At 64.8% G+C, this 19,708-nt stretch carries 13 protein-coding genes; 8 read left to right on the top strand and 5 right to left on the bottom strand.

The features are described 5' to 3' along the window. The first annotated feature begins 145 nt into the window (after positions 1–145). From AC0L3E_RS21595 to AC0L3E_RS21575, 5 genes are all read left to right on the top strand, one after another. Positions 146–2,401, top strand: coding sequence for an NHL repeat-containing protein (locus AC0L3E_RS21595; protein WP_164762606.1), 2,256 nt, complete (start codon positions 146–148; stop codon positions 2,399–2,401). A 10-nt stretch (positions 2,402–2,411) separates the two neighbouring features. Then, positions 2,412–6,257: a DUF7929 domain-containing protein gene (locus tag AC0L3E_RS21590; RefSeq protein ID WP_128307062.1), complete on the top strand. Its 3,846-nt coding sequence runs from the start codon at positions 2,412–2,414 to the stop codon at positions 6,255–6,257. A 220-nt stretch (positions 6,258–6,477) separates the two neighbouring features. After that, entirely contained in the window at positions 6,478–7,155 is a 678-nt protein-coding gene (gene rpe / locus AC0L3E_RS21585) for a ribulose-phosphate 3-epimerase (protein WP_127271687.1), read from the top strand. Between the two features lie 401 nt (positions 7,156–7,556). Next, entirely contained in the window at positions 7,557–8,297 is a 741-nt protein-coding gene (locus tag AC0L3E_RS21580) for a GntR family transcriptional regulator (RefSeq protein WP_127320269.1), read from the top strand. A 176-nt stretch (positions 8,298–8,473) separates the two neighbouring features. Continuing rightward, positions 8,474–9,988, top strand: a complete 1,515-nt coding sequence (locus AC0L3E_RS21575) for a malonate--CoA ligase (protein ID WP_128307063.1) — start codon at positions 8,474–8,476, stop codon at positions 9,986–9,988. Positions 9,989–10,015: 27 nt separating this feature from the next. On the opposite strand, the gene AC0L3E_RS21570 is transcribed toward AC0L3E_RS21575, so the two are convergent. From AC0L3E_RS21570 to AC0L3E_RS21550, 5 genes are all read right to left on the bottom strand, one after another. After that, positions 10,016–12,055, bottom strand: coding sequence for an ABC transporter ATP-binding protein/permease (locus AC0L3E_RS21570; protein ID WP_128307064.1), 2,040 nt, complete (start codon positions 12,053–12,055; stop codon positions 10,016–10,018). 61 nt (positions 12,056–12,116) lie between these two features. Further along, complete coding sequence (nagA, locus tag AC0L3E_RS21565; RefSeq protein WP_128307065.1) at positions 12,117–13,295, bottom strand: N-acetylglucosamine-6-phosphate deacetylase; 1,179 nt, start codon at positions 13,293–13,295, stop codon at positions 12,117–12,119. Continuing rightward, complete coding sequence (locus AC0L3E_RS21560) at positions 13,292–14,326, bottom strand: SIS domain-containing protein (RefSeq protein ID WP_164898443.1); 1,035 nt, start codon at positions 14,324–14,326, stop codon at positions 13,292–13,294. Before AC0L3E_RS21560 ends, nagA begins: the two co-directional genes overlap by 4 nt. A gap of 17 nt (positions 14,327–14,343) precedes the next feature. Beyond that, entirely contained in the window at positions 14,344–15,126 is a 783-nt protein-coding gene (locus AC0L3E_RS21555; protein ID WP_027040192.1) for a GntR family transcriptional regulator, read from the bottom strand. Continuing rightward, positions 15,123–16,004, bottom strand: coding sequence for a glucosamine kinase nucleotide-binding domain-containing protein (locus AC0L3E_RS21550; RefSeq protein WP_128363219.1), 882 nt, complete (start codon positions 16,002–16,004; stop codon positions 15,123–15,125). The genes AC0L3E_RS21555 and AC0L3E_RS21550 overlap by 4 nt, the downstream gene beginning before the upstream one ends. A 198-nt stretch (positions 16,005–16,202) precedes the next feature. Here AC0L3E_RS21550 and AC0L3E_RS21545 point away from each other — a divergent pair, with 198 nt between their 5' ends. From AC0L3E_RS21545 to AC0L3E_RS21535, 3 genes are all read left to right on the top strand, one after another. Then, positions 16,203–17,153 (top strand): N-acetylmuramic acid 6-phosphate etherase, encoded by a 951-nt coding sequence (locus tag AC0L3E_RS21545; protein WP_128307067.1) that lies wholly within the window; start codon positions 16,203–16,205, stop codon positions 17,151–17,153. A 117-nt stretch (positions 17,154–17,270) separates the two neighbouring features. Beyond that, positions 17,271–18,530 carry an ABC transporter substrate-binding protein gene (locus AC0L3E_RS21540; RefSeq protein ID WP_473605575.1) on the top strand — a complete coding sequence of 420 codons (1,260 nt, stop codon included), beginning with the start codon at positions 17,271–17,273 and terminating at the stop codon, positions 18,528–18,530. Positions 18,531–18,774: 244 nt separating this feature from the next. Continuing rightward, on the top strand, positions 18,775–19,704 hold the full coding sequence (locus tag AC0L3E_RS21535) for a carbohydrate ABC transporter permease (RefSeq protein WP_027040188.1): 930 nt from the start codon (positions 18,775–18,777) through the stop codon (positions 19,702–19,704). Positions 19,705–19,708: the final 4 nt, after the last annotated feature.

Here is a 19,708-nt window from a genome sequence, read left to right as displayed (position 1 = left end):
CAAGAAATCCCGTTCCGGCAACCGGCATTCCGGCGCCGAACGGCTTGGCGCGTATATAAGAACAGGCGGCATCGCGCGCAAGCATTCTGCGCAAGGCTTCCATGAACCTTTCCACCTCCGCCTGCGACTGATCTCCAGGTGCCGCATGGTGCGGCCCGGAAAGGAAGCCCCCATGACCAATAACCCAGAGACTCCCAGGTCTCCGGGAACAACAGGAGCTCGGCGCGACCACCGCCTTCGGGACGAGGTCGATGCGCTGGGCTTTCTGTTGATTCCGTTGACCCTGCGTAAGAGCAGGCGTATCGTCATCTTGAGGAAAGCAGACAATTCGATCAGGGAAGAACGAGCCGGACCGCCGCGCCTTGCCCTGATTTGCGCGGCCAGACCCGACGTTCTCCCGTCGACTACGGGGGGTAGTGTCATGTCTCGCATCCGCGGCTCGTTCGTGTCGTCTCTTGCTGGCGGCTTGCGCCGCGCTGCGCATCCAGGCGGGTTGCTGGCACTCGGCCTGTGGCTGGGCGCCGCGCAGGCGCAGGAAACCCGGATCATTTATCCCGGTTCGATGGCGGTGACCGGATTTTCCGGCACCATCATTCCCAATTTCGACCCCCCTGATTCCGAAAAAGAGGGACTGCCGCCCGGCGTCGATCCGGTCGACGAAACCTTCATCGACACCACGCGCGCCACCTTGCGCGTCTTCGACGTCTCGCAACTGGGCGGACCAGCCACCGGCCAGCTCGTCAACACGCCACCGCCCTTCGAGGTGACGGCGGAGCAGGTCGGCCAGGTGTTCGGCGTCACCTACGATGACGGCGTGCGCGACGGCGTTCCGACGGGCATTCCCAATCTCTATGCCGGCGCCACCTCGCTGCACGGCATCCGTATCGTCACCCCGGACGCCGACGATGACGGCCGCCCCGAGCGGCAGCGCCGCGGCGCTGCCGGCGCCATCTTCATGGATGGCCAGTTCGGCACCGAAAACGGCGGCGGGCCGGGCACCGTCTGGAAGATCGACGGCATCACCGGCCAGGTCTCCAAATTCGCCGACATCGACACCAACAGCGGTCCCGGCATCGGCAATCTCACTTTCGACGCCACTCACCGCGAGTTCTTCGCGTCCGATCTCGATACCGGCCTGATCCATCGCATCGATGCCGAAGGCAGGCTGATCGACAGCTTCGATCACGGCGTTGCCGGCCGTCCCGCGCATGGGCTTGCTCCAGTCGCCGACGACGGTTCGGTGATGGACATAAAGGGAGCGACCTTCGACAGCGAAGACCCCGACAGCTGGGGCTACACGCAGGACGAGCGCCGCGTCTGGGGCGTCTCCTACCATGGCGGCCGGCTCTACTACTCGGTCGGCGAAAAGTCGGAAATCTGGTCGGTGGGCATCGCCCGCGACGGCAGTTTTGTCGGCGACCCGCGCTGGGAACTGACGGTCAAGGCCGACAAGGACTACGCCGTCACCGACATCGCCTTCGACAATAGCGGCTTCATGTACCTGGCCCAGCGCGGCCCAGTCGAGAACCGCTACGATTACAGCCAATTCGCCGATTCCGGCAAAGGCGAGGTCATCCGCTACTTCCGAGAGAACCCGGACGATCCGGAGACGGAATCGGTCTGGGTCGAAGTGCCGCAGGAATATGCGGTCGGTTTCCCGCAGGGCAACCGGCAGGCCGCCGGCGGTCTCGACCTGCAATATGGTTATGATTCCGACGGCAATCTCGACACATCGGTCTGCACGCAGACGCTGGTCAAGTCAGGCGACAAGCTGCGCGACAATCCTTCACTCGCCGAACGGCTCGCCGCCGGCGGGCCGCTGGCCGTGCATGGCGTCCAGATCACGCCGAAAGAGCTGGTCAAGCCGGCCAACGTGCCGCCCTTCGGCTCCTGGTTCGTCGACTTCGACGGTTATTTCGAAGATCCGGAGGTCGAGGGCCATGTCGGCGACGTTGCCGTCTGGCATCCTTGCGAGGGCCGCGCCGGCTATTACGAGGAAATCCCGGGCGGCTACCTGCCCCCCTTCTACCCGCCGGATTTCCCACCACCCGGCAACCTGCCTCCGTGCATCGATGTCGAGGATATCAGGTATTACTGTACGCCTCGCGGCCTCCAGGCCGATCTCTATCTCCATGACCATGCCGGCTTCGGCGGCGATTCGATCAAGGCCCAACCTTCCAATGAGACAAAGTCCAGGACGCCAGGCGTCGGGGTGACATCATCCCAGTCGCATGCGCCCGGCAAGCCTTACACGGTCGACATCACCGGCCACTATCCGGGCGACAGAGTGGATGTTGGACTTTGCTTCTACAGGAAGTCCGACAAGGACAAGGGTGGCTACTACCCTTGCTGCAAGATGATCTTGCCGCTCCGAACCCCAGCCGTCAGCTGCGAACGTTGAGGAGGGGAAGATGAAAAATCTCGCACTCTCCCCGCTCACGACGAGCTCGCAATCCACAGTCATGGAGACGATCATGAAACCCCTGTCATACGCCAGGCGCGGCGCGCGCTGGCTGATGGCGGCCGGTATCGCGGTCGCCATGTTCACCCCTGTGGCAAGCCACGCGGAAGACGCCGCCCCGATCACCCCGGAACTGAGGCTCGATCTCGACAATTCGAAGATCGTCAATCCGAGGCCGGAGCGGGCGGTGCCCTTCTTCACCAAGAAAGGCACCCAGCGGAGCTGCGACTATGTCGTCTACTCCCTGAGCTTTGGCCTGCGCGGCGATGCGCAAGCCTTCGCCGACCTGACAGCCTTGCTGAAAACGCTCAAGATCGAGTTCAAGGACCAGCTTCCACACGGCCTTTCGATCGTCAGCGCGAATGTGTCGGGCGACGGCACGGACGCTTCGGGCGGACCATTGCCCGGCGTTTCGATCAGCACCTCGGCCGGTCCGAACGACACGGCAACGGTGTCCGATTTCCGGCTCTCCGCCGCTGATCTCGACGGCGCCGGTGCCGCCAATGAACGCGTCATCAACTTCCAGATCACGGCCAAGATCGACCATGCGGCGTTTCCTTCGCCGACCGTGATCGACAACCAGGGTGTGATCAAGGTCAGCAACGGAGCCGGCCCCGGGACCATTATCCCGTCGCAGGATCCGGGCAAGCCCGACGATGGCGACTACAAGTCCGGGGCCAAGACCTCGATCAAGATCGACCTCACCAACTGTGATAAGCGGCCACCGCCTCCCGACCGGGAATGCTTCAAGGTGGAACGCGGCACGGTGGACTGCGTGCCCGGCGGCGGCGCTTTCATCTACCACATGCCGGTCGGCCCGGAGATGGGCGGCAAGTGGGTGCAGGTGTCGACGACCACATCAGGCGTCACCATCATCCCCGACACCCAGTTGGTGCCGGCGGGCGGCGGTGTGCTCAACTGGAAGATCGTCGGCGCATCGCCCGGCGACGTCATCCACCTCATCGTCACCGGCATCGAAACCTATGCCGGTCCGAAGGAAGGCTGGGGCCTTTGCTGCACGCAGACGATCGACATCGTCATCCCGCGTGACCAGAGGTGCCCGCCCAAGGACAAGGAGCCGGACCTCAAGGTCGAGAAACGCGCCGACGTGACGCGTTGCACGATGGGTGGCGGCTGCGACTTCACCATCAGGGTCACCAATGTCGGCACCGGTGCCTACCACGGCAAGATCGTGCTCGACGAGGTGGCGCTGCCGGCCGGATCGACGCTCGATTCAGGACCCAATCCGCCCTGGGTCTGCGTACCCGGCGCCACCCCGATGATTTGCACCTACCCGGTGACCACGCTCAATCCGGGGGCCTCCGTCAACCTCAAGCTCGGCTTCAAGCCGGCCGGAGGCTGGCAAGGCAGCGTCTTGCGTAACTGCGCCACCTATAATTACGGCGCCAGTGGCAAGCCGCTGTTCGGCAGCCAGTCGAACGATCGCGGCTGCGCCTCGATCCCGATCTGCCGGCGTGGCGATCGTGACCGCGACTGCCGGCCGCCGGTCGAGAAGAAGGTCGACCTGATCCTGAAGAAGCGTGCCCGCGTCCCGGTCTGCACGGCCGACGGCATCTGCCACTTCGTGATCGACATCATCAACAACGGCACATCGACTTATAACGGGCCGCTGACGGTGATCGACAGCTACCCGGCCGGCGCGCCGGCCTCCTCGACCTTCGGCCCAAGCCCGCCATGGACCTGCGTACCGACAGGTCCCGGCCTGTTCCGCTGCGACCATGCGGGGATCTCGCTGCCTCCGGGCGGCTCGACGCCGATCGTCGTCAAGGCGGTCATGCCGGCCGGCTATCAGTCGGACATTGTCGAGAATTGCGCGACGGTGAAGCCCATCCCCGGCGAAAACGACCTCACCAACAACAAGGCCTGCGCCAAGGAACGCTTCCGCCATCCCAATGGCGGCAAGCCGACCCTGCGCATCACCAAGGTCTGCAACGGCTCGCTCGCCGGTGCCGCGCTGATCTCTTGCCGCATCACCGTCATCAGCCTTGGCACCGCTGCCCCCACCGGTCCGGTGCGGGTCAACGATGCCGCCACGCTGGTGGCCGGCGGCGCGCCTGTCCAGATCCAGACCGTCACCCCTGACGGCGCGGAATGGGCGTGCGGACCGGTTCCGGCCAACGCGCTGTCGTGCCAGATTCCCGGTGCCGTCATGACACCTGGAACCAGTCGCCACTTCGACGTGACGGTTTCGGCCAATGGCGCGTTCGAAAACTGCGCGCGCGGCTCCTATGGGCCGGCACCGGGCGACGACGTCGTCTATCCCTTTGGCCAGGCCTGCGCCAAGGGCGGCGGCGCCTCGACCATCCGTGTCGAAAAGACCGGCGACCGCGAATGCAGGCTCGGCCAACCCTGCTCGTTCGAGATCACCGCCACCAATGACGGAGCGACCGCCTTCTCCGGGCCGGTCCGCATTGGCGATGCGATCGGCGTGGAGGGTCTCGGCAGGCTGGAAGGCGTTGAGATCACGTCGATCGATCCGCCCTTCGGCTGCTCGCCGGCACCGGCAACCTTGCCTGCGTCCTGCATTGCCAATTTGTCGCTCGGCGCCGGCGAAAGCCGGGTGCATCATGTCACCGTGGTCATTCCCGACGACGGTCGTCTGGCCAATCTGCAGGGCAATGTCAGCGGCCAGAACTGCGTCGGCGTGCTCTCTCCCGACACACGGGTGCAAGGCGGTGGCGACGTGCTTGGCGGCGATCAGGCCAATGTGCAGGGCGATCGCGGCAAGGCCTATGCCTGCCATCCCTTCACCATCAGCCAGGAGACGAAGAAGGAATGCTCGCAAGGCTTCGTCATGAACGATGCCGGCCGCTGCGTCTGCCCGGAAGGCACCACCTACCGCAACGGCCAGTGCTCGCCGGGCGGCGGTATCGTGCCGAAGCCGGAACAGCCGAAGCGCTGTGTGCTGCTCGAAGGCCAGATCCGCACCGAGGACGGACGTTGCGTCTGCCCACGCGGAACCGGGCTTGAGAACGGCAGATGTGTCAGGACCGACAAGCCCGAGCAGTGCACCGTCCGTGGCCAGGTCCACAATGCCGATGGCGATTGTGTCTGCCCCAGGGGAACCGAGATCCGGGGCAATGCCTGCCGCCCGATCCAGCCAAAGCCTGAGCAGTGCACCATCCGTGGCCAGGTCCACGATGCCGATGGCGATTGTGTCTGCCCGAGAGGGACCGAGGTGCGCAATGGCGCCTGCCGTCCGATGCGGCCAAAGCCCGAGCAGTGCACGATCCGTGGTCAGGTTCACGACGCCGACGGCGATTGTGTCTGCCCAAGGGGTACCGAGGTCAGAAACGGAGCCTGCCGCCCGATTCGGCCGAAGCCTGAGCAATGCACGATCCGTGGCCAGGTCCATGACGCAAAGGGCAATTGTGTCTGCCCGAGGGGTACCGAGGTGCGGGGCAATGCCTGCCGGCGCAAGCAGCCGACGCAGGAGCAATGCGACATACGCGGCCAGGTCCACAACAAGCGTGGCGAGTGTGTCTGTCCGCGTGGGACGCAGGTGATCAACGGCGCATGCCGCAAGCCCAGGCAAGAGGTGGAATGCGCACCGGGCTCGCAGATGATCAACGGCCAGTGCCAGCCGATCATCAGGCGGCGCTGCCCGGAAGGTACGATCGGACGCTATCCGAACTGCCGGCCGCTCCGCGGGCAACCGTCGCTGGAGCTCAACCCCGGCCTGCTGCTGCAGCAGGTACTGCCACGGCGCAGGCCGCAGGTCGAACAGCAGCAGGATCCGGTTCCAGACAGAATCCTGAAACTCCAGCAGCAATAACGATCTGCTCGACGCCAGACCAGAAACCCGCCGGAGCAATCCGGCGGGTTTTCTTATGGCTCCGAGGCAAGCGGAAATTGGCTGCGACAGGATCGCGGACGCCGCAACGCCACCTCCGGCCGTGCAGCCGCCGCGCCCGTGCCCTCGACAAGTCGGCTGGAGCGCATTAGGCAGTCGATAGAGTGGCCGAACGTGAAGGGCACTCGGAAAGGCCGCATCCATGAGCAGAAAGACCCTGATTGCACCGTCGGTGCTGGCGTCGGATTTTTCCAAACTCGGCGATGAGGTCGAAGCGGTGGCGGCGGCCGGCGCCGACTGGATCCATCTCGATGTGATGGACGGGCATTTCGTGCCCAACATCACCTTTGGCCCGCCGGTGATCAAGGCGATCCGCAACCGCACCGAGGCCTTCTTCGACTGCCATCTGATGATTGCCCCGGCCGACCCCTATCTGGCCGCTTTCGCCGAGGCCGGCTGCGATGGTTTGACCGTCCATGCCGAAGCCGGCCCGCATCTTGACCGCTCGCTGCAGACCATCAGGAATCTCGGCAAGAAGGCCGGTGTGTCGCTCAATCCGGCGACGCCGGAAAGCGTGGTCGAATATGTGCTCGACCGGCTCGACCTGATCCTGATCATGACCGTCAATCCGGGCTTCGGCGGCCAGGCCTTCATCCCGGCGATCGTCGACAAGGTGAAGCGGGTCAAGGCCCTCATCGGCGGCCGGCCGATCCGCATCGAGATCGACGGCGGTGTTTCAGCCGAAACCGCGCCGCTGGTCACCGCCGCCGGCGCCGACGTGCTGGTGGCGGGCGCCGCCATCTTCAAAGGCGGCAGCGTCGAGGCTTACCGTCAGAACATCCAGGCGATCAGGACGGCAGCCGACCACGCAGCCGGCTAACCAGCGCTTTTCCCGCGTTCAGCCCGGCATGCCGGCCAAGGTTCTGGTACCGGCCGAGGCTTGTGATGGTCTGATGCGCAACGGTATCGGATCTGGAGCGGCTGCCTGATTCGGCCTCAAGGGTCCCCACAGCAGACAGTTGATCCCGCGCGCATACAAAAGAACAGAAAGAACAGATTCTCCTGCGTGCATACAAAACATGTTAAGTTCCCGCAGGTTGTGAAAATGAGCGGAATTACAGCATTGAGCTCCAGATGCCGCATATTCCTTCGTGCTAAAGTACAATAACGTGATCTTGTGCTTGAGCAGGCGAATGCCCGCACTGTATGGTACAAGTACGAGAAGGCGAATGCTTTCGGACTCGAATCGCCCAGGACAAGTCTTGGGGACAAGGAGTCGCTATGACATACGGAGCTGCCAATCTGAACGACGACGCTGCGGGACCGAAGAGTACGCTTGCCAGTACGGTCTATCAGCAATTGCGGGATGATCTTCTCGGTGGCGTTCTTGAGGCCGAGAGCAAGCTGCGGGTCGAATGGGTGGTCTCCAAATATGGAGCCGGCGCCTCGCCTGTCCGCGAAGCTCTCAATCGCCTCGCCTCGGAAGGACTTCTCGGCCGGCACGATCAGCGCGGCTTCTTCATCATGCCGGTCAGTGCGTCGGAACTCGAGGAGCTGACGCGCACCCGCTGCTGGCTCGAGGAGCGGGCGCTTCGCGAATCCATCGCCCACCGCACCGCCGAATGGGAAGAACAGCTCGTGCTGGCGCTGCATCGCCTGGGACGCGCGTCACGCCTGTCTCCGCAGGATCTCTTTTCGCTCAATCCCGATTGGGAGAGGCTGCATCGTATCTTCCACAGGGTGTTGATTTCGGCCTGCCGGTCGCAATGGCTGGTGGGGTTTTGCGACCAGCTCTCCGATCACGCCTATCGCTACCGGCAAATGGCCAATGATGGCGAGGGCGTCCAGCGCGACGATTTCGGCGAGCATCGCCTGATCGCCGAATGTGCCCTGGACGGCAATGCCGACGGTGCCGTCGAGGCACTGCTCAACCATTACCAGTTGACTGCCGCCATGTGCATGAAGCGCTTCGAGCAGGACGACGAAACGAAGGAGCTCGCCGGCAAACGCGCTCGGCGATAACAGCCGATTCCCGGCGGGCTCTTGCGCTCGTTTCTTGCTAGCAATCCGCGTCGAGCGCGGCTGGCGTGAACCGCTGTCGGCGGGCTTGACGGCGCGGCCAAGAACCGCGAACTCTCGCCGCCGAGGCATGCCGCGACAGGCGCATGCTCAGCGCCGCCGCACCCAGGGAAGTCTTCATGAGCAATCATCTGTTCGATGCGTTCCGGTCCCGGATGCCGGCGCCAGCGCGCTTGCTGATGGAAACCGATGATGGCCGCTCGCTCACCTATGGCGATATGCTGGCCCGCTCGGCGCAGCTTGCGCATGCGCTCCTGCAACTCGATGTCGAACCCGGTGACCGCGTTGCCGTGCAGGTCGAGAAGAGCCCGGAAGCGGTCATGCTCTATCTCGCCTGCCTGCGAGCCGGCGCCGTCTTCCTGCCGCTCAACACCGCCTACACGCTGGCTGAGCTGGAGTATTTCTTCGGCGACGCAGAACCACGCCTGGTCGTCTGCGATCCGGCAAGAGCGGCCGACATCGGCGCGCTGGCGGAAAAGACCGGCGCCGTCACCGTCACGCTCGGCCGCGACGGCCGGGGATCGCTGACCGACCAGGCCTCGCGACTGCCGACGGATTTTCATGACGTGGCGCGTGGGCCGGATGACCTCGCGGCGATCCTCTACACGTCGGGAACCACCGGCCGGTCGAAAGGCGCCATGCTCGGCCACGAGAATCTTGCTTCGAACGCGCGCGTGCTGGTCGAGCACTGGCGTTTCACTGGAGACGACGTGCTGATCCACGCATTGCCGATCTTCCACACGCACGGCCTGTTCGTCGCCACCAATGTCGTCCTGATGGCCGGCGCCTCGATGCTGTTCGAGCAGAAGTTCGATCCGGCCCGCATCGTCTCGCTGCTGCCGCGTGCCACGGCCCTGATGGGCGTGCCGACCTTCTACGTGCGCCTGCTGCAGCAGGATGGGCTGGACCATGAGGCGGCAAAAAACATCCGTGTGTTCATTTCCGGGTCGGCGCCGCTGCTGGCCGAGACGCACAACTCCTGGCGCGAGCGCACCGGCCACGCGATCCTCGAACGCTACGGCATGACCGAGACCAACATGAACACCTCGAACCCCTATGAGGGCGAGCGGCGCGCCGGTACCGTCGGTTTCCCTTTGCCCGGCGTCACGCTTCGCATCGCCGATCCAGACAGCGGCGCAGCGCTTGCGCAGGGCGAGGTCGGCATGATCGAGGTGAAGGGCCCAAACGTCTTCGGCGGCTATTGGCGCATGCCGGAGAAGACCAAGGCGGAATTCCGAGCCGACGGTTTTTTCATCACCGGCGATCTCGGTATGATCGACGCCGACGGCTACGTCCACATTGTCGGCCGCGGCAAGGACCTGATCATATCGGGTGGCTACAACATCTATCCGAAGGAACTCGAAAGCGAGATCGACGCGCTCGACGGGGTTAGCGAAAGCGCCGTCATCGGCGTTGTCCATGCGGATTTCGGCGAAGGTGTCACCGCTGTCGTCGTGCGTGCGCCGTCATCGCGGATCACCGGTGCCGAAATTCTCGGCGCCATCGCCGGGCGGGTGGCGAAATACAAGCACCCGAAGCGGGTGATCTTCGTCGATGAACTGCCGCGAAACACCATGGGCAAAGTACAGAAAAACGTGCTGCGCGATACCTACAAGGACATATACGCACCATAGTTGCGCGGTGCCTGGGGCAGGGGCGCCTTACTCCTTGCGCGGCCTTTCGGCCCGGCTGCCGGAACCCCACAAGGCACGCTTCAGCAGGTTGCGCTTGCGTGGGGCGAGGCTGATGTCGCTGACAAGCTTGGCGCCGCCCTCGCGCCGTTCCAGGGTGATCTTGCGGCTGTGGAAGGCTTCCAGCTCGGCCCGGTGCGCCACGCTGATGATGGTGACATCAGGCAATTCGCGGATCACCGTCGCCATCATGGTGTCCTGGCTCTTCTCGTCGAGCGCCGAGGTTGCTTCATCCAGCACGACGATATCGGGGCGGTGCAGCAGCAGGCGCGCGAAGGCGAGACGCTGCTTTTCGCCGCCCGACAGCGTCTGGTCCCATGGCGCTTCTTCCTTGATCCTTTCGACAAGGTAGGCGAGGCCGACCTTGTCGAGGGCGGCCTTGATCTGTTTGATCGTCCACTTGTCCGCCGCCGCGGGATAGGCGACCGCGCGGCGAAGCGTGCCCGAAGGGATGTAGGGGCGTTGCGGCAGCATGAACAGTCGCCTGTCGGCGTGGAAATTGACGCTGCCGCCGCCCCACGGCCACAGGCCCGCGACGGCCCGCACCAGCGTCGACTTGCCCGAGCCGGATTCGCCGGCCACCAGCACCCGCTCACCGGGTTCGATCGCAACCTCGGTCTCCTTGACCACGGCGGTGCCGTCGTCGAGCGTCACGGAGAGATCGTCGAGGCTGAGCATGGCACCGTCGTCGGTTTCGCCGTGCTGGATGCGTCCAAGCGCATCGCTCTGCTCCGCACGCTCGAGCCCGTCGAGCGACATCATCAGCGAAGCTACGCGCCGCGCGGAGGCGTTCCAGTCGGCAAGACGCGGGTAGTTGTCGACCAGCCACCCGAACGCGCCTTGCACGATGCCAAAGGCGGACGCTGCCTGCATCACCTCGCCAAGCGTCATTGAGCCTTCGAGGAATTTTGGCGCGCACAGCAGGATCGGCACGACCGGCGCAAACAGGCTCGATCCCTGCGACACCGCCGCCGTGCGCATGTGCTGGCCCGTCAGCAGCGCCCATTGCCTCAGCACATGGCCGAAATTCCTGTCGATGCCGCTGCGCTCCTCTTCCTCGCCGCCCAGCAAGGCGATGCTCTCGCCGTTTTCGCGCACGCGCGTCAGCGTGTAGCGCAGTTCGGCCTCCGCCTGGTTCTTCCGCTCGGAGAGCTGGACGAAATTGCGGCCGATGACCACCATCGCGGTCGAGGTGATGGCGGCATAGATCATCGCGGTGATGACCAGGAAGCCGGGGATGGTGATGCTCTCGCCGCCGATCGGCAAAGTGAGCGCGCCGCCGATGGTCCACAGCACGACGATGAAGGTCGAGGCAGACAGGAACGCGTTGAGGACGCCGGCGATGAAATCGACCGGCGACTCGGTGGCGATGCGCAGATCCTCGGTCATGCGGGCCTCGGGGTTCTGGTGGTCGCCGCCGACGAGATTCAGTTGGTAGTAGCGGCCGCCTGCCAGCCAGCGCGCGATGACCGCGGTGGTCAGCCAGGAACGCCAGCGGCGCTGGACCGTCATGCGCAGGTAGACCTGCGCGACGACAAGGCTGCCGCTGCAGATTACCAGCGGCACGAAGACGGCGCTGAGGAAATAGACGCTGCGGGCGTTGCGCTGCTCGAGGGCATCGAACATCGAACGGTTCCAGACATTGATGCCATACTGGAAGCCGATATTGATGCAGATCAGCAGCAGCACCCCGATCGTCAATGGCCAGGCGAGCCGGTCGCCGCGCCGGCTCCAGTAACCGCGCGCGCTGATCCAGAAACGCCGCAGCAGATATTTCTTGCGCTCCTGCTCGGCCCCTTCGGGCGTCAGTTGCGGATCGGGCTCGACAGCATCCGGTGGTGGCCCCGGCTGGCCGTCGACCTCCGGGGCAGCCTCGGCACTCGACAGCTTTTTTTCGCGCGGCTGCTCGTGGCGTGGCCTTTGGTCACGCGGCGCTTTCGGTCGCGGCTTCAAGGCACCGCGCGGTTTGATGCCGTCGGCCTGTTTCAATTTGGGTTTCGCCTCGGACATACGCTCCGACAACGACCTCAAAATCAAAAGGTTTCATGACGTCAGCCGACTTGACCTGATATCAACGCACAGTGTCGGAGCCGGCCGCAAAAACCTTTTCGCCGCCGATCCAGACGCCCTTCGTGTCGAGATCGTCCGACAGCGCGACAATATCCGCAGCCGTGCCGTTGGCGAATCGGCCAAGCCGGTGCGACTGACCGATTGCTTGCGCCGGATAGAGTGAGGCCATGCGCAAAGCTTCGGAAAGCTCGACCCCGACGACGCGGTGGATGAAACGAACGGCCGAGATCATATCGAGATCGGCGCCCGCCAGCGTTCCGTCGGCGAGCCTCAGGCTGCCGTCCCTTCGATAGATGGTGCGGCCGTTGAGCGTGAACGACGTCATGTCGGTGCCGATTGTCGCCATGGCGTCGGTGACCAGCACGATCCTGGCCGGCCCCTGCTTGGCGCGCAGCGCGATCTTGATGGTGGCCGGATCGACATGGATGCCGTCGGCGATGAGGCCGGCCGACAAGGTGCCAATGTCGATGGCGGCGCCGACCAATCCGGGCTCGCGATTGCCGATCTGGCTCATCGCATTGAACAGATGGGTGACCATTGAGGCGCCGGCCGCGGCAAAGGCGCTGGCGGTGGCATAGCCGGTATCGGAGTGGCCAAGGCTGACGATGATGCCGGCCCTGGCGAGTGCCGCGACGCGCGCCGGCTCGACGGATTCAGGGGCAATGGTGGTGAGCAGCACCGGTAGTTTTTGCCGCGCGGCGATCAGCATCGCCTGATCGGCATCCGTCATCGGCCGGATCAGCGCCGGATCATGCGCGCCCTTGCGGGCGACCGACAGATGCGGGCCTTCGAGATGCAGTCCGAGAAACCCAGGCACCTTCTGGCGCGCCGCTGCCTCGCCGGCGGCGACAGCGGCGGCGGTGATTGCAGGCGTGTCGGTGATCAGCGTCGGCAGCAGCGCCGTCGTGCCGAAGGGCGCGTGCGCGCGGCAGATGGTCTCGATTGAAGCGACATCGGGGTGGTCGTTGAGCATGACGCCGCCGCCGCCGTTGACCTGCAGGTCGACGAACCCCGGCGCCAGAAGGCCGCCACCGGTGTCGACGACGCGGATATCCGAGGGGATGGCACCAGTGGGCAGAATGGCCTCGACAAGACCGTCGCGCACGACAAGTGCGTGGCCTTCATGCCAGTCGTCGCCGTCGAAAATCCGGGCGCCAGTCAGGGCAAAGCGATCGCTCATACTGTCTCCGTCACCTTGCGAAGATTGCGCGGCGTGTCCGGATCGAGACCGCGATGGCGGGCAAAGGCCTCGACGAACATGTAGAAGGAGACGATCAGCGTCAGCGGATCGGTCAGCGGGTGCCCGGTGGCGACATGCGGCAGGCGCACGGCGCGTTTGGCAAGCGCGGAGGTGACGAACACCGGCGCGCCCTTGGCCGCCAGGCTGTCGGCGGCCTCGGCGATAGACGGTTCGGAGGCGTCGCGCGCGGCCAGCGCCAGCACCGGAAAGTCGGGGCCGATCAGCGCCAGCGGGCCGTGCATGACTTCGGCGGCGCTGTAGGCCTCGGCATGCATGCCGCAGGTCTCCTTGAATTTCAGCGCCGCTTCATTGGCCATCGCCGCCGACGGTCCGCGGCCGAGGATGAACAGCGACTTCTGCTTCTCGATCGTCTCAGAGAGCACGCTCATCCAGTCGCAGGCGATCGCCTTGCCGAAATGCTCCGGCAGGCGGGCAAGTGCGGCCAACAGCGCATCGTCGCCGGTGGCATGCGCCATCAGAGCGAGGCCGGCGACGGCCGAATTGATGAAGGTCTTGGTGGCCGCGACGCTGCGCTCGGGGCCGGCCAGGATATCTATCGCATAGTCCGAAGCACGCGCCAGCGGCGAATCGGCGGTGTTGGTGATGGCGACGGTCAGCGCGCCCCCCGCCCGCGCGGTTTCGGCCATGGCGACGATATCGGGGCTTTTGCCCGACTGCGAGATCGTCAGGCAGGCCGAGCCGGCGAGCCTGAGCTTGCGGCCATAGATCGAGGCGATCGACGGTCCGACAGACGCCACGGCCAGGCCCGCGGTCAGCTCGACGGCGTATTTCATGAAGGTGGCGGCATGGTCGGACGAGCCGCGCGCCACGGTGACGACGAACTGCGGGTCGCGTTCCCTGATGCCGCGCCCGGCCTCGGTCAGCACCGCGCCGGAGCCGTCGAGCAGGCGGGCGACCGCTTGCGGGACCTCCTCGATCTCGCGCCGCATATGGGTCATTTCTGCCGACATGGTCGGCTCTGTCGTGCTCATGGTCGGCCCTCTTCGCTCGGCCCGGTCAGCCGCAGTTCGGCGACGAAATCATAGGCGTCGCCCCGGTAGATGGAGCGGGTGAATTCGATCACCTTGCCGCTCGCCAGATAGGAAATGCGTTCGATGTGCAGGCCGGCAATACCTGGCGGCACTTCGAGCAGGCGCGCGTCGCTGTCGCCGAGATTGGCGGCGGAAATGCGCTGCACGGCGCGCACTGGCCGGTTGCCGGTCAATTCCAGCGCTGCGTAGAGCGAGGAACCTATATCGGCCGGATCGGGCAACACGCTGGCCGACAGCGAGGCGCGTTCGATCGCCAGCGGCGTGTCGTTGGCGATGCGCAGGCGCGCCACCCGCGCCACCAGTTCGCTCGAGGACAGGCCGAGCACCATCATCTCGTCGGGCGATGGTGCGTAGAGGCCGCGGTCGAGCCATGCCGAACGCACCGCCATGCCGCGCCGCGCCATGTCCTCGGTGAACGAGGTCAGCCGCGACAGCGACTGTTCGACACGCTCCATGCGCGGCGCCACGAAAGTGCCGGAGCCGTGGCGCTGCACCAGGATGCCGCCCTTGACGAGATCCTGCACCGCCTTGCGCACGGTGACCCGCGAAATATCGGCCTTGGTGGCGATGTCGCGCTCGGAAGGCAGCGCGTCGCCCGGCCCGATCAGGCCGCGATTGACCGCGTCCTCGATGCTCTTGCGAAGCTGCAGATAAAGCGGCGCGCCGCTTTGCGCTTGATGTTTCAACGTGGCGAAGATCTGGTCGGCGGCCTCGCTCATCGAGTTGCCTCCGCGTGTCCGGCGAAAAGGCGAACCGCCATCTGCACCGCGCCGCCCAGTGCGTCGTCGAGCGGCGGCTTCAGCAGCGCCCGGTAGCGGGCAGACAGGCGCGGCGCGTAGAGCGGCGCCAGCCCGCCGAGCAGGCACAGCGGCGCGTCGTCAGCAAGGTCGAGCGCGCCGAGCGAGGCTTCGACATCGGCGACCACCCTGTCGAGGATCCAGTTGGCGACGCTGTCGCCCTTCTCGGCATGCTCGAACACCTTGGGTGCGAAGCCGCCGAAATCGCCCGGCTTGGCATTGGTGGTGAATTCGACGACGTCTTCCGGGTTGTTGCGGAAGACGGCCAGCATGCTGTGCGTCAGCGGCGAACCGGCGCGAACGCCGTCATAGGCAAGCAGTGTCTGTTCGAGCAGGTCGCGGCCGATACGGGCGCCGCTGCCCTGGTCGCCGACCTGGAAACCCCAGCCGCCGATGGCGCGCGATTTGCCTTGTCTGCGCGCCATATAGGCGGTGCCGGTGCCGAGGATCGCCATGGCGCCGTCACCCGAGCCGACAGCGCCCTCCAGCGCGATCTCGGCGTCGGTCTCGACGCGGCTGATGCTGAACGGCAGGATCGCTTCGAGCTGCTGCCGATAGGTGCCGACATTGGCGCCGGCCAGCCCGAGAATGGCCGGCGTCTGCGGGATCAGTTCCGCATCCTGCCCGGCGGCGAGAAACGCCTGCCGCGCGGCCTCGACGATGTTCGAGCGGGCGCCGGTCAGGTCGGTGCGGATGTTGGCGGCGCCGCTTTTGGCGCGGCCGATCACCGTGCCGTCCGCCGTTGCCAGGGCGGCCCTGCAGCTGGTGCCGCCGCCATCGATTCCGAGCACGAAATTCACGTGATTTCTCCTCCGGGCGGATAATACCAATAAAATACCAATAGCCAAGGGTTAATTTCCGTTTCAAAAAGGTTAAGCCGTACTTTATTGAGAAATCTACGTATTTTGTCGACTCAACGATTTCCGACCGACGAATTCGTTAATGCGTGTGGACAAGTGGTATTTTTTTGGTATTGTTCTGGTATTGGAGGAACCGGGATGGCCGAAACGCGCACCGAAGCGCTTCACAAAAATGCCGAGGGGCTGGATATCCAGGCCCCGGACACCGTCCTTTCCTATTTGGCCGATGCGCAGATCGAAGCCGCCAAGGTCGTGCGCCATGCCATTCCATCCATCGCCAGGGCTGCCGAGATCATTGCCGTCAGGCTGCAGAGCGGCGGCAAGCTCGCCTACGCCGCTGCCGGCAGCTCAGGCCTGATGGCGCTGGCCGATGCGCTGGAGCTGCCGGGCACCTTCGGCATTCACCGCGACCGCATCGCTATCCTGATCGCCGGCGGCGACGACGCTTTCCGCACGCTGGCCGGAGGGCCGGAAGACGATACCGAGGAGGCTGCGGCAGCGGTCGCCGGGGCCGGCCTCGGCAAGGGCGACTGCCTGATCGCCATTTCCGCCAGCGGCACGACGCCCTATGCCGTGCGGGCCATCGAGGAGGCTGCCCGCCGCGGCGCTGCCACCATCGGCATCGCCAACAACAGGGACTCTGCGCTGCTGCGCCAGGCACAAACCGCCATCCTGCTCGAAACGCCGCCGGAACTGATCGCCGGCTCCACGCGCATGGGCGCCGGCACCGCCCAGAAGATCGCGCTCAACATGCTGTCGACGCTGACCGCCATCCATCTCGGCCATGTGCATGACGGCTACATGGTCAATCTCATGGCCGACAACATCAAGCTGCGCGACCGCGCGGCGCGCATCGTCGCCGCCGTCAGCGGGCGCGGCACGGACGAAGCGGCCCGCCTGCTCGAGAAGAGCGGCGGCGCGGTCAAGACCGCCATTCTGCTCGCCGCTGGCGCCGACAGCACTGACGCGGCGCAGAAGATACTGGAAGAGGCCGGCCAGAAGCTGCGGCCGGCCCTTTCCGCGCTGGGGCATGATCCCGAAAAGTGGAAGCCGCTTTTCGGAAAAGATCATGCTCGAACAGAGAAATAGAGCCTGGTTCATCCCGATTTTCATCGGGGTGAAACAGGCTTGCGAGGGGAGCAAAGGGCGCGCTGCCTCCGTTCTCATCAAAACCGAACCTGAAAAAGGTCAACAGGGAGACTGAGCATGACAACGAAACTACTGACGGCACTGCTTTTGGGCACCAGCATTCTCGGCTCGGCCGGGGTTGCCTATGCCGAAGACGTAACGCTCAACATCGAAAGCTGGCGCGGCGACGACCTTGCCATCTGGAAGGACAAGCTGATCCCGGCTTTCGAAGCCAAGAACCCAGGCATCAAGGTGGTGTTCGCGCCGTCGGCCCCGACCGAATATGATGCAGCGCTCGGCGCCAAGCTCGCCGCCGGCTCGGCGGGCGACCTGATCACCTGCCGCCCGTTCGACAAGTCGCTCGAACTGTTCAAGAAGGGCAACCTCGCCGACCTCTCGGCGCTGCCCGGCATGGAGAACTTCTCACCGGTGGCCAAGTCCGCCTGGCAGACCGACGACGGCAAGGCGAGCTTCTGCGTGCCGATGGCCTCGGTCATCCACGGCTTCATCTACAACAAGGACGCCTTCGACAAGCTCGGCATCAAGGTGCCGGAGACCCGCGACGAGTTCTTCGCTGCGCTCGACAAGATCAAGGCCGACGGCACCTACATCCCGATGGCGATGGGGACCAAGGATCTCTGGGAAGCCGCGACCATGGGCTACCAGAACATCGGCCCCAACTACTGGAAGGGCGAGGACGGCCGCGCAGCACTCATCAAGGGCGAGCAGAAGCTGACCGACAAGGACTGGGTCGCGCCGTATGAGGAACTGGCCAAGTGGAAGCCTTATCTCGGCGACGGCTTCGAGGCGCAGACCTATCCGGACAGCCAGAACCTGTTCACGCTCGGCCGCGCCGCCATCTACCCGGCCGGCTCGTGGGAGATCGGCCTGTTCAACACCCAGGCGCAGTTCAAGATGGGCGCCTTCCCGCCGCCGGTCGAGAAAGCCGGCGACACCTGCTATATATCAGACCATACCGATATCGGCATGGGCCTGAATGCGGCGTCGAAGAACGCCGATGCAGCCAAGACCTTCCTGTCCTGGGTCGCCTCGCCCGACTTCGCCACCATCTACGCCAACGCGCTGCCGGGCTTCTTCAGCCTGAACTCCTCGCCGGTGAAGATGGAAGACCCGCTGGCGCAGGAATTCGTCTCCTGGCGCGGCAAGTGCAAGTCGACCATCCGCTCGACGTATCAGATCCTGTCGCGCGGCACGCCCAACCTCGAGAACGAGACCTGGGTTGAATCGGCCAACGTCATCAACGGCACCGATACGCCGGAAGCCGCGGCCAAGAAGCTGCAGACCGGTCTCGACAGCTGGTACAAGCCGGCCAAGTAGAACTCAGGCTGAGCGCTGCTTATCTCCCCCCTCGAGGGGGAGATGTCGCCGAAGGCGACAGAGGGGGTCGGTGGAGGCAGGCCGCGACTTGATCGTTGCGGGAAAGCGCGGTCAAATGTCGATGGCGCGCTGCCTTGACCGACCCCACCCGCCTCGCTTCGCGAGGTACCCTCCCCTCGAGGGGGAGGGAGGCGCCGCGCCTTTGGCGGCATTTGCCGAGACCTGATCGGCGGGGACCGAACTCATGGCCGCAGATATCAGACCGAAAAGACCGTTCCGCTGGCACATCGGCATCTTCTTGGCGCCGGCCGTGCTCGTCTACACGGCGATCATGATCCTGCCGCTCGCCGGCACGCTGCAGCTGTCGCTGTTCCGCAACATCGAGCAGCACCAGGTCTTCGTCGGGCTGGAAAACTTCCGCACCCTGTTCGGCGACCCCAACTGGTCGGTGGGTTTCTGGAACGCGCTGAGAAACAATGTCTGGTTCTTCATCATCCACATGATCGTGCAGAACCCGATCGGCGTCATGCTGGCGGCGCTGCTGTCCAGCCCGAAACTGAGATTCGCGGCCTTCTACCGCACGGCGATCTTCGTGCCGACCATCCTGTCCTTCGTTATCGTCGGCTTCGCCTGGAAGCTGATCCTGTCGCCGCTGTGGGGCGTGGCGCCGCATCTGATGGACCTCGTCGGCCTGAAAAGCCTGTTCACGCCGTGGCTCGGCAAGGAGCAATATGCACTGACCGCACTCAGCCTGATCTCGGTGTGGCAGTTCGTCGGCATTCCGATGATGCTGATCTATGCCGCCCTGCTGTCGATCCCCGAAGAGGTGATCGAGGCCGCCGAATGCGACGGGATTACCGGCCTTTCGCAGTTCTGGAAGATCAAGCTGCCGCTGATCCTGCCGTCGATCGGCATCATCTCGATCCTCACCTTCGTCGGCAATTTCAACGCCTTCGACCTGATCTACACCGCGCAAGGCGCGCTCGCCGGGCCGAACTATTCGACCGACATTCTCGGCACCTTCCTCTACCGCGCCTTCTTCGGCTTCCAGCTGCAGACCGGCGACCCCAATATGGGCGCGGCGATCGCCACGATGATGTTCCTGATCATCCTCGGCGGCGTCTGCGTCTACCTCTTCCTCGTCCAGACGCGCCTGCGTCGCTATCAGTTCTGAGGGG

The organism is Mesorhizobium sp. WSM4822 (assembly GCF_055811155.1).
This window is presented reverse-complemented; position numbering and strand designations above follow the sequence as displayed.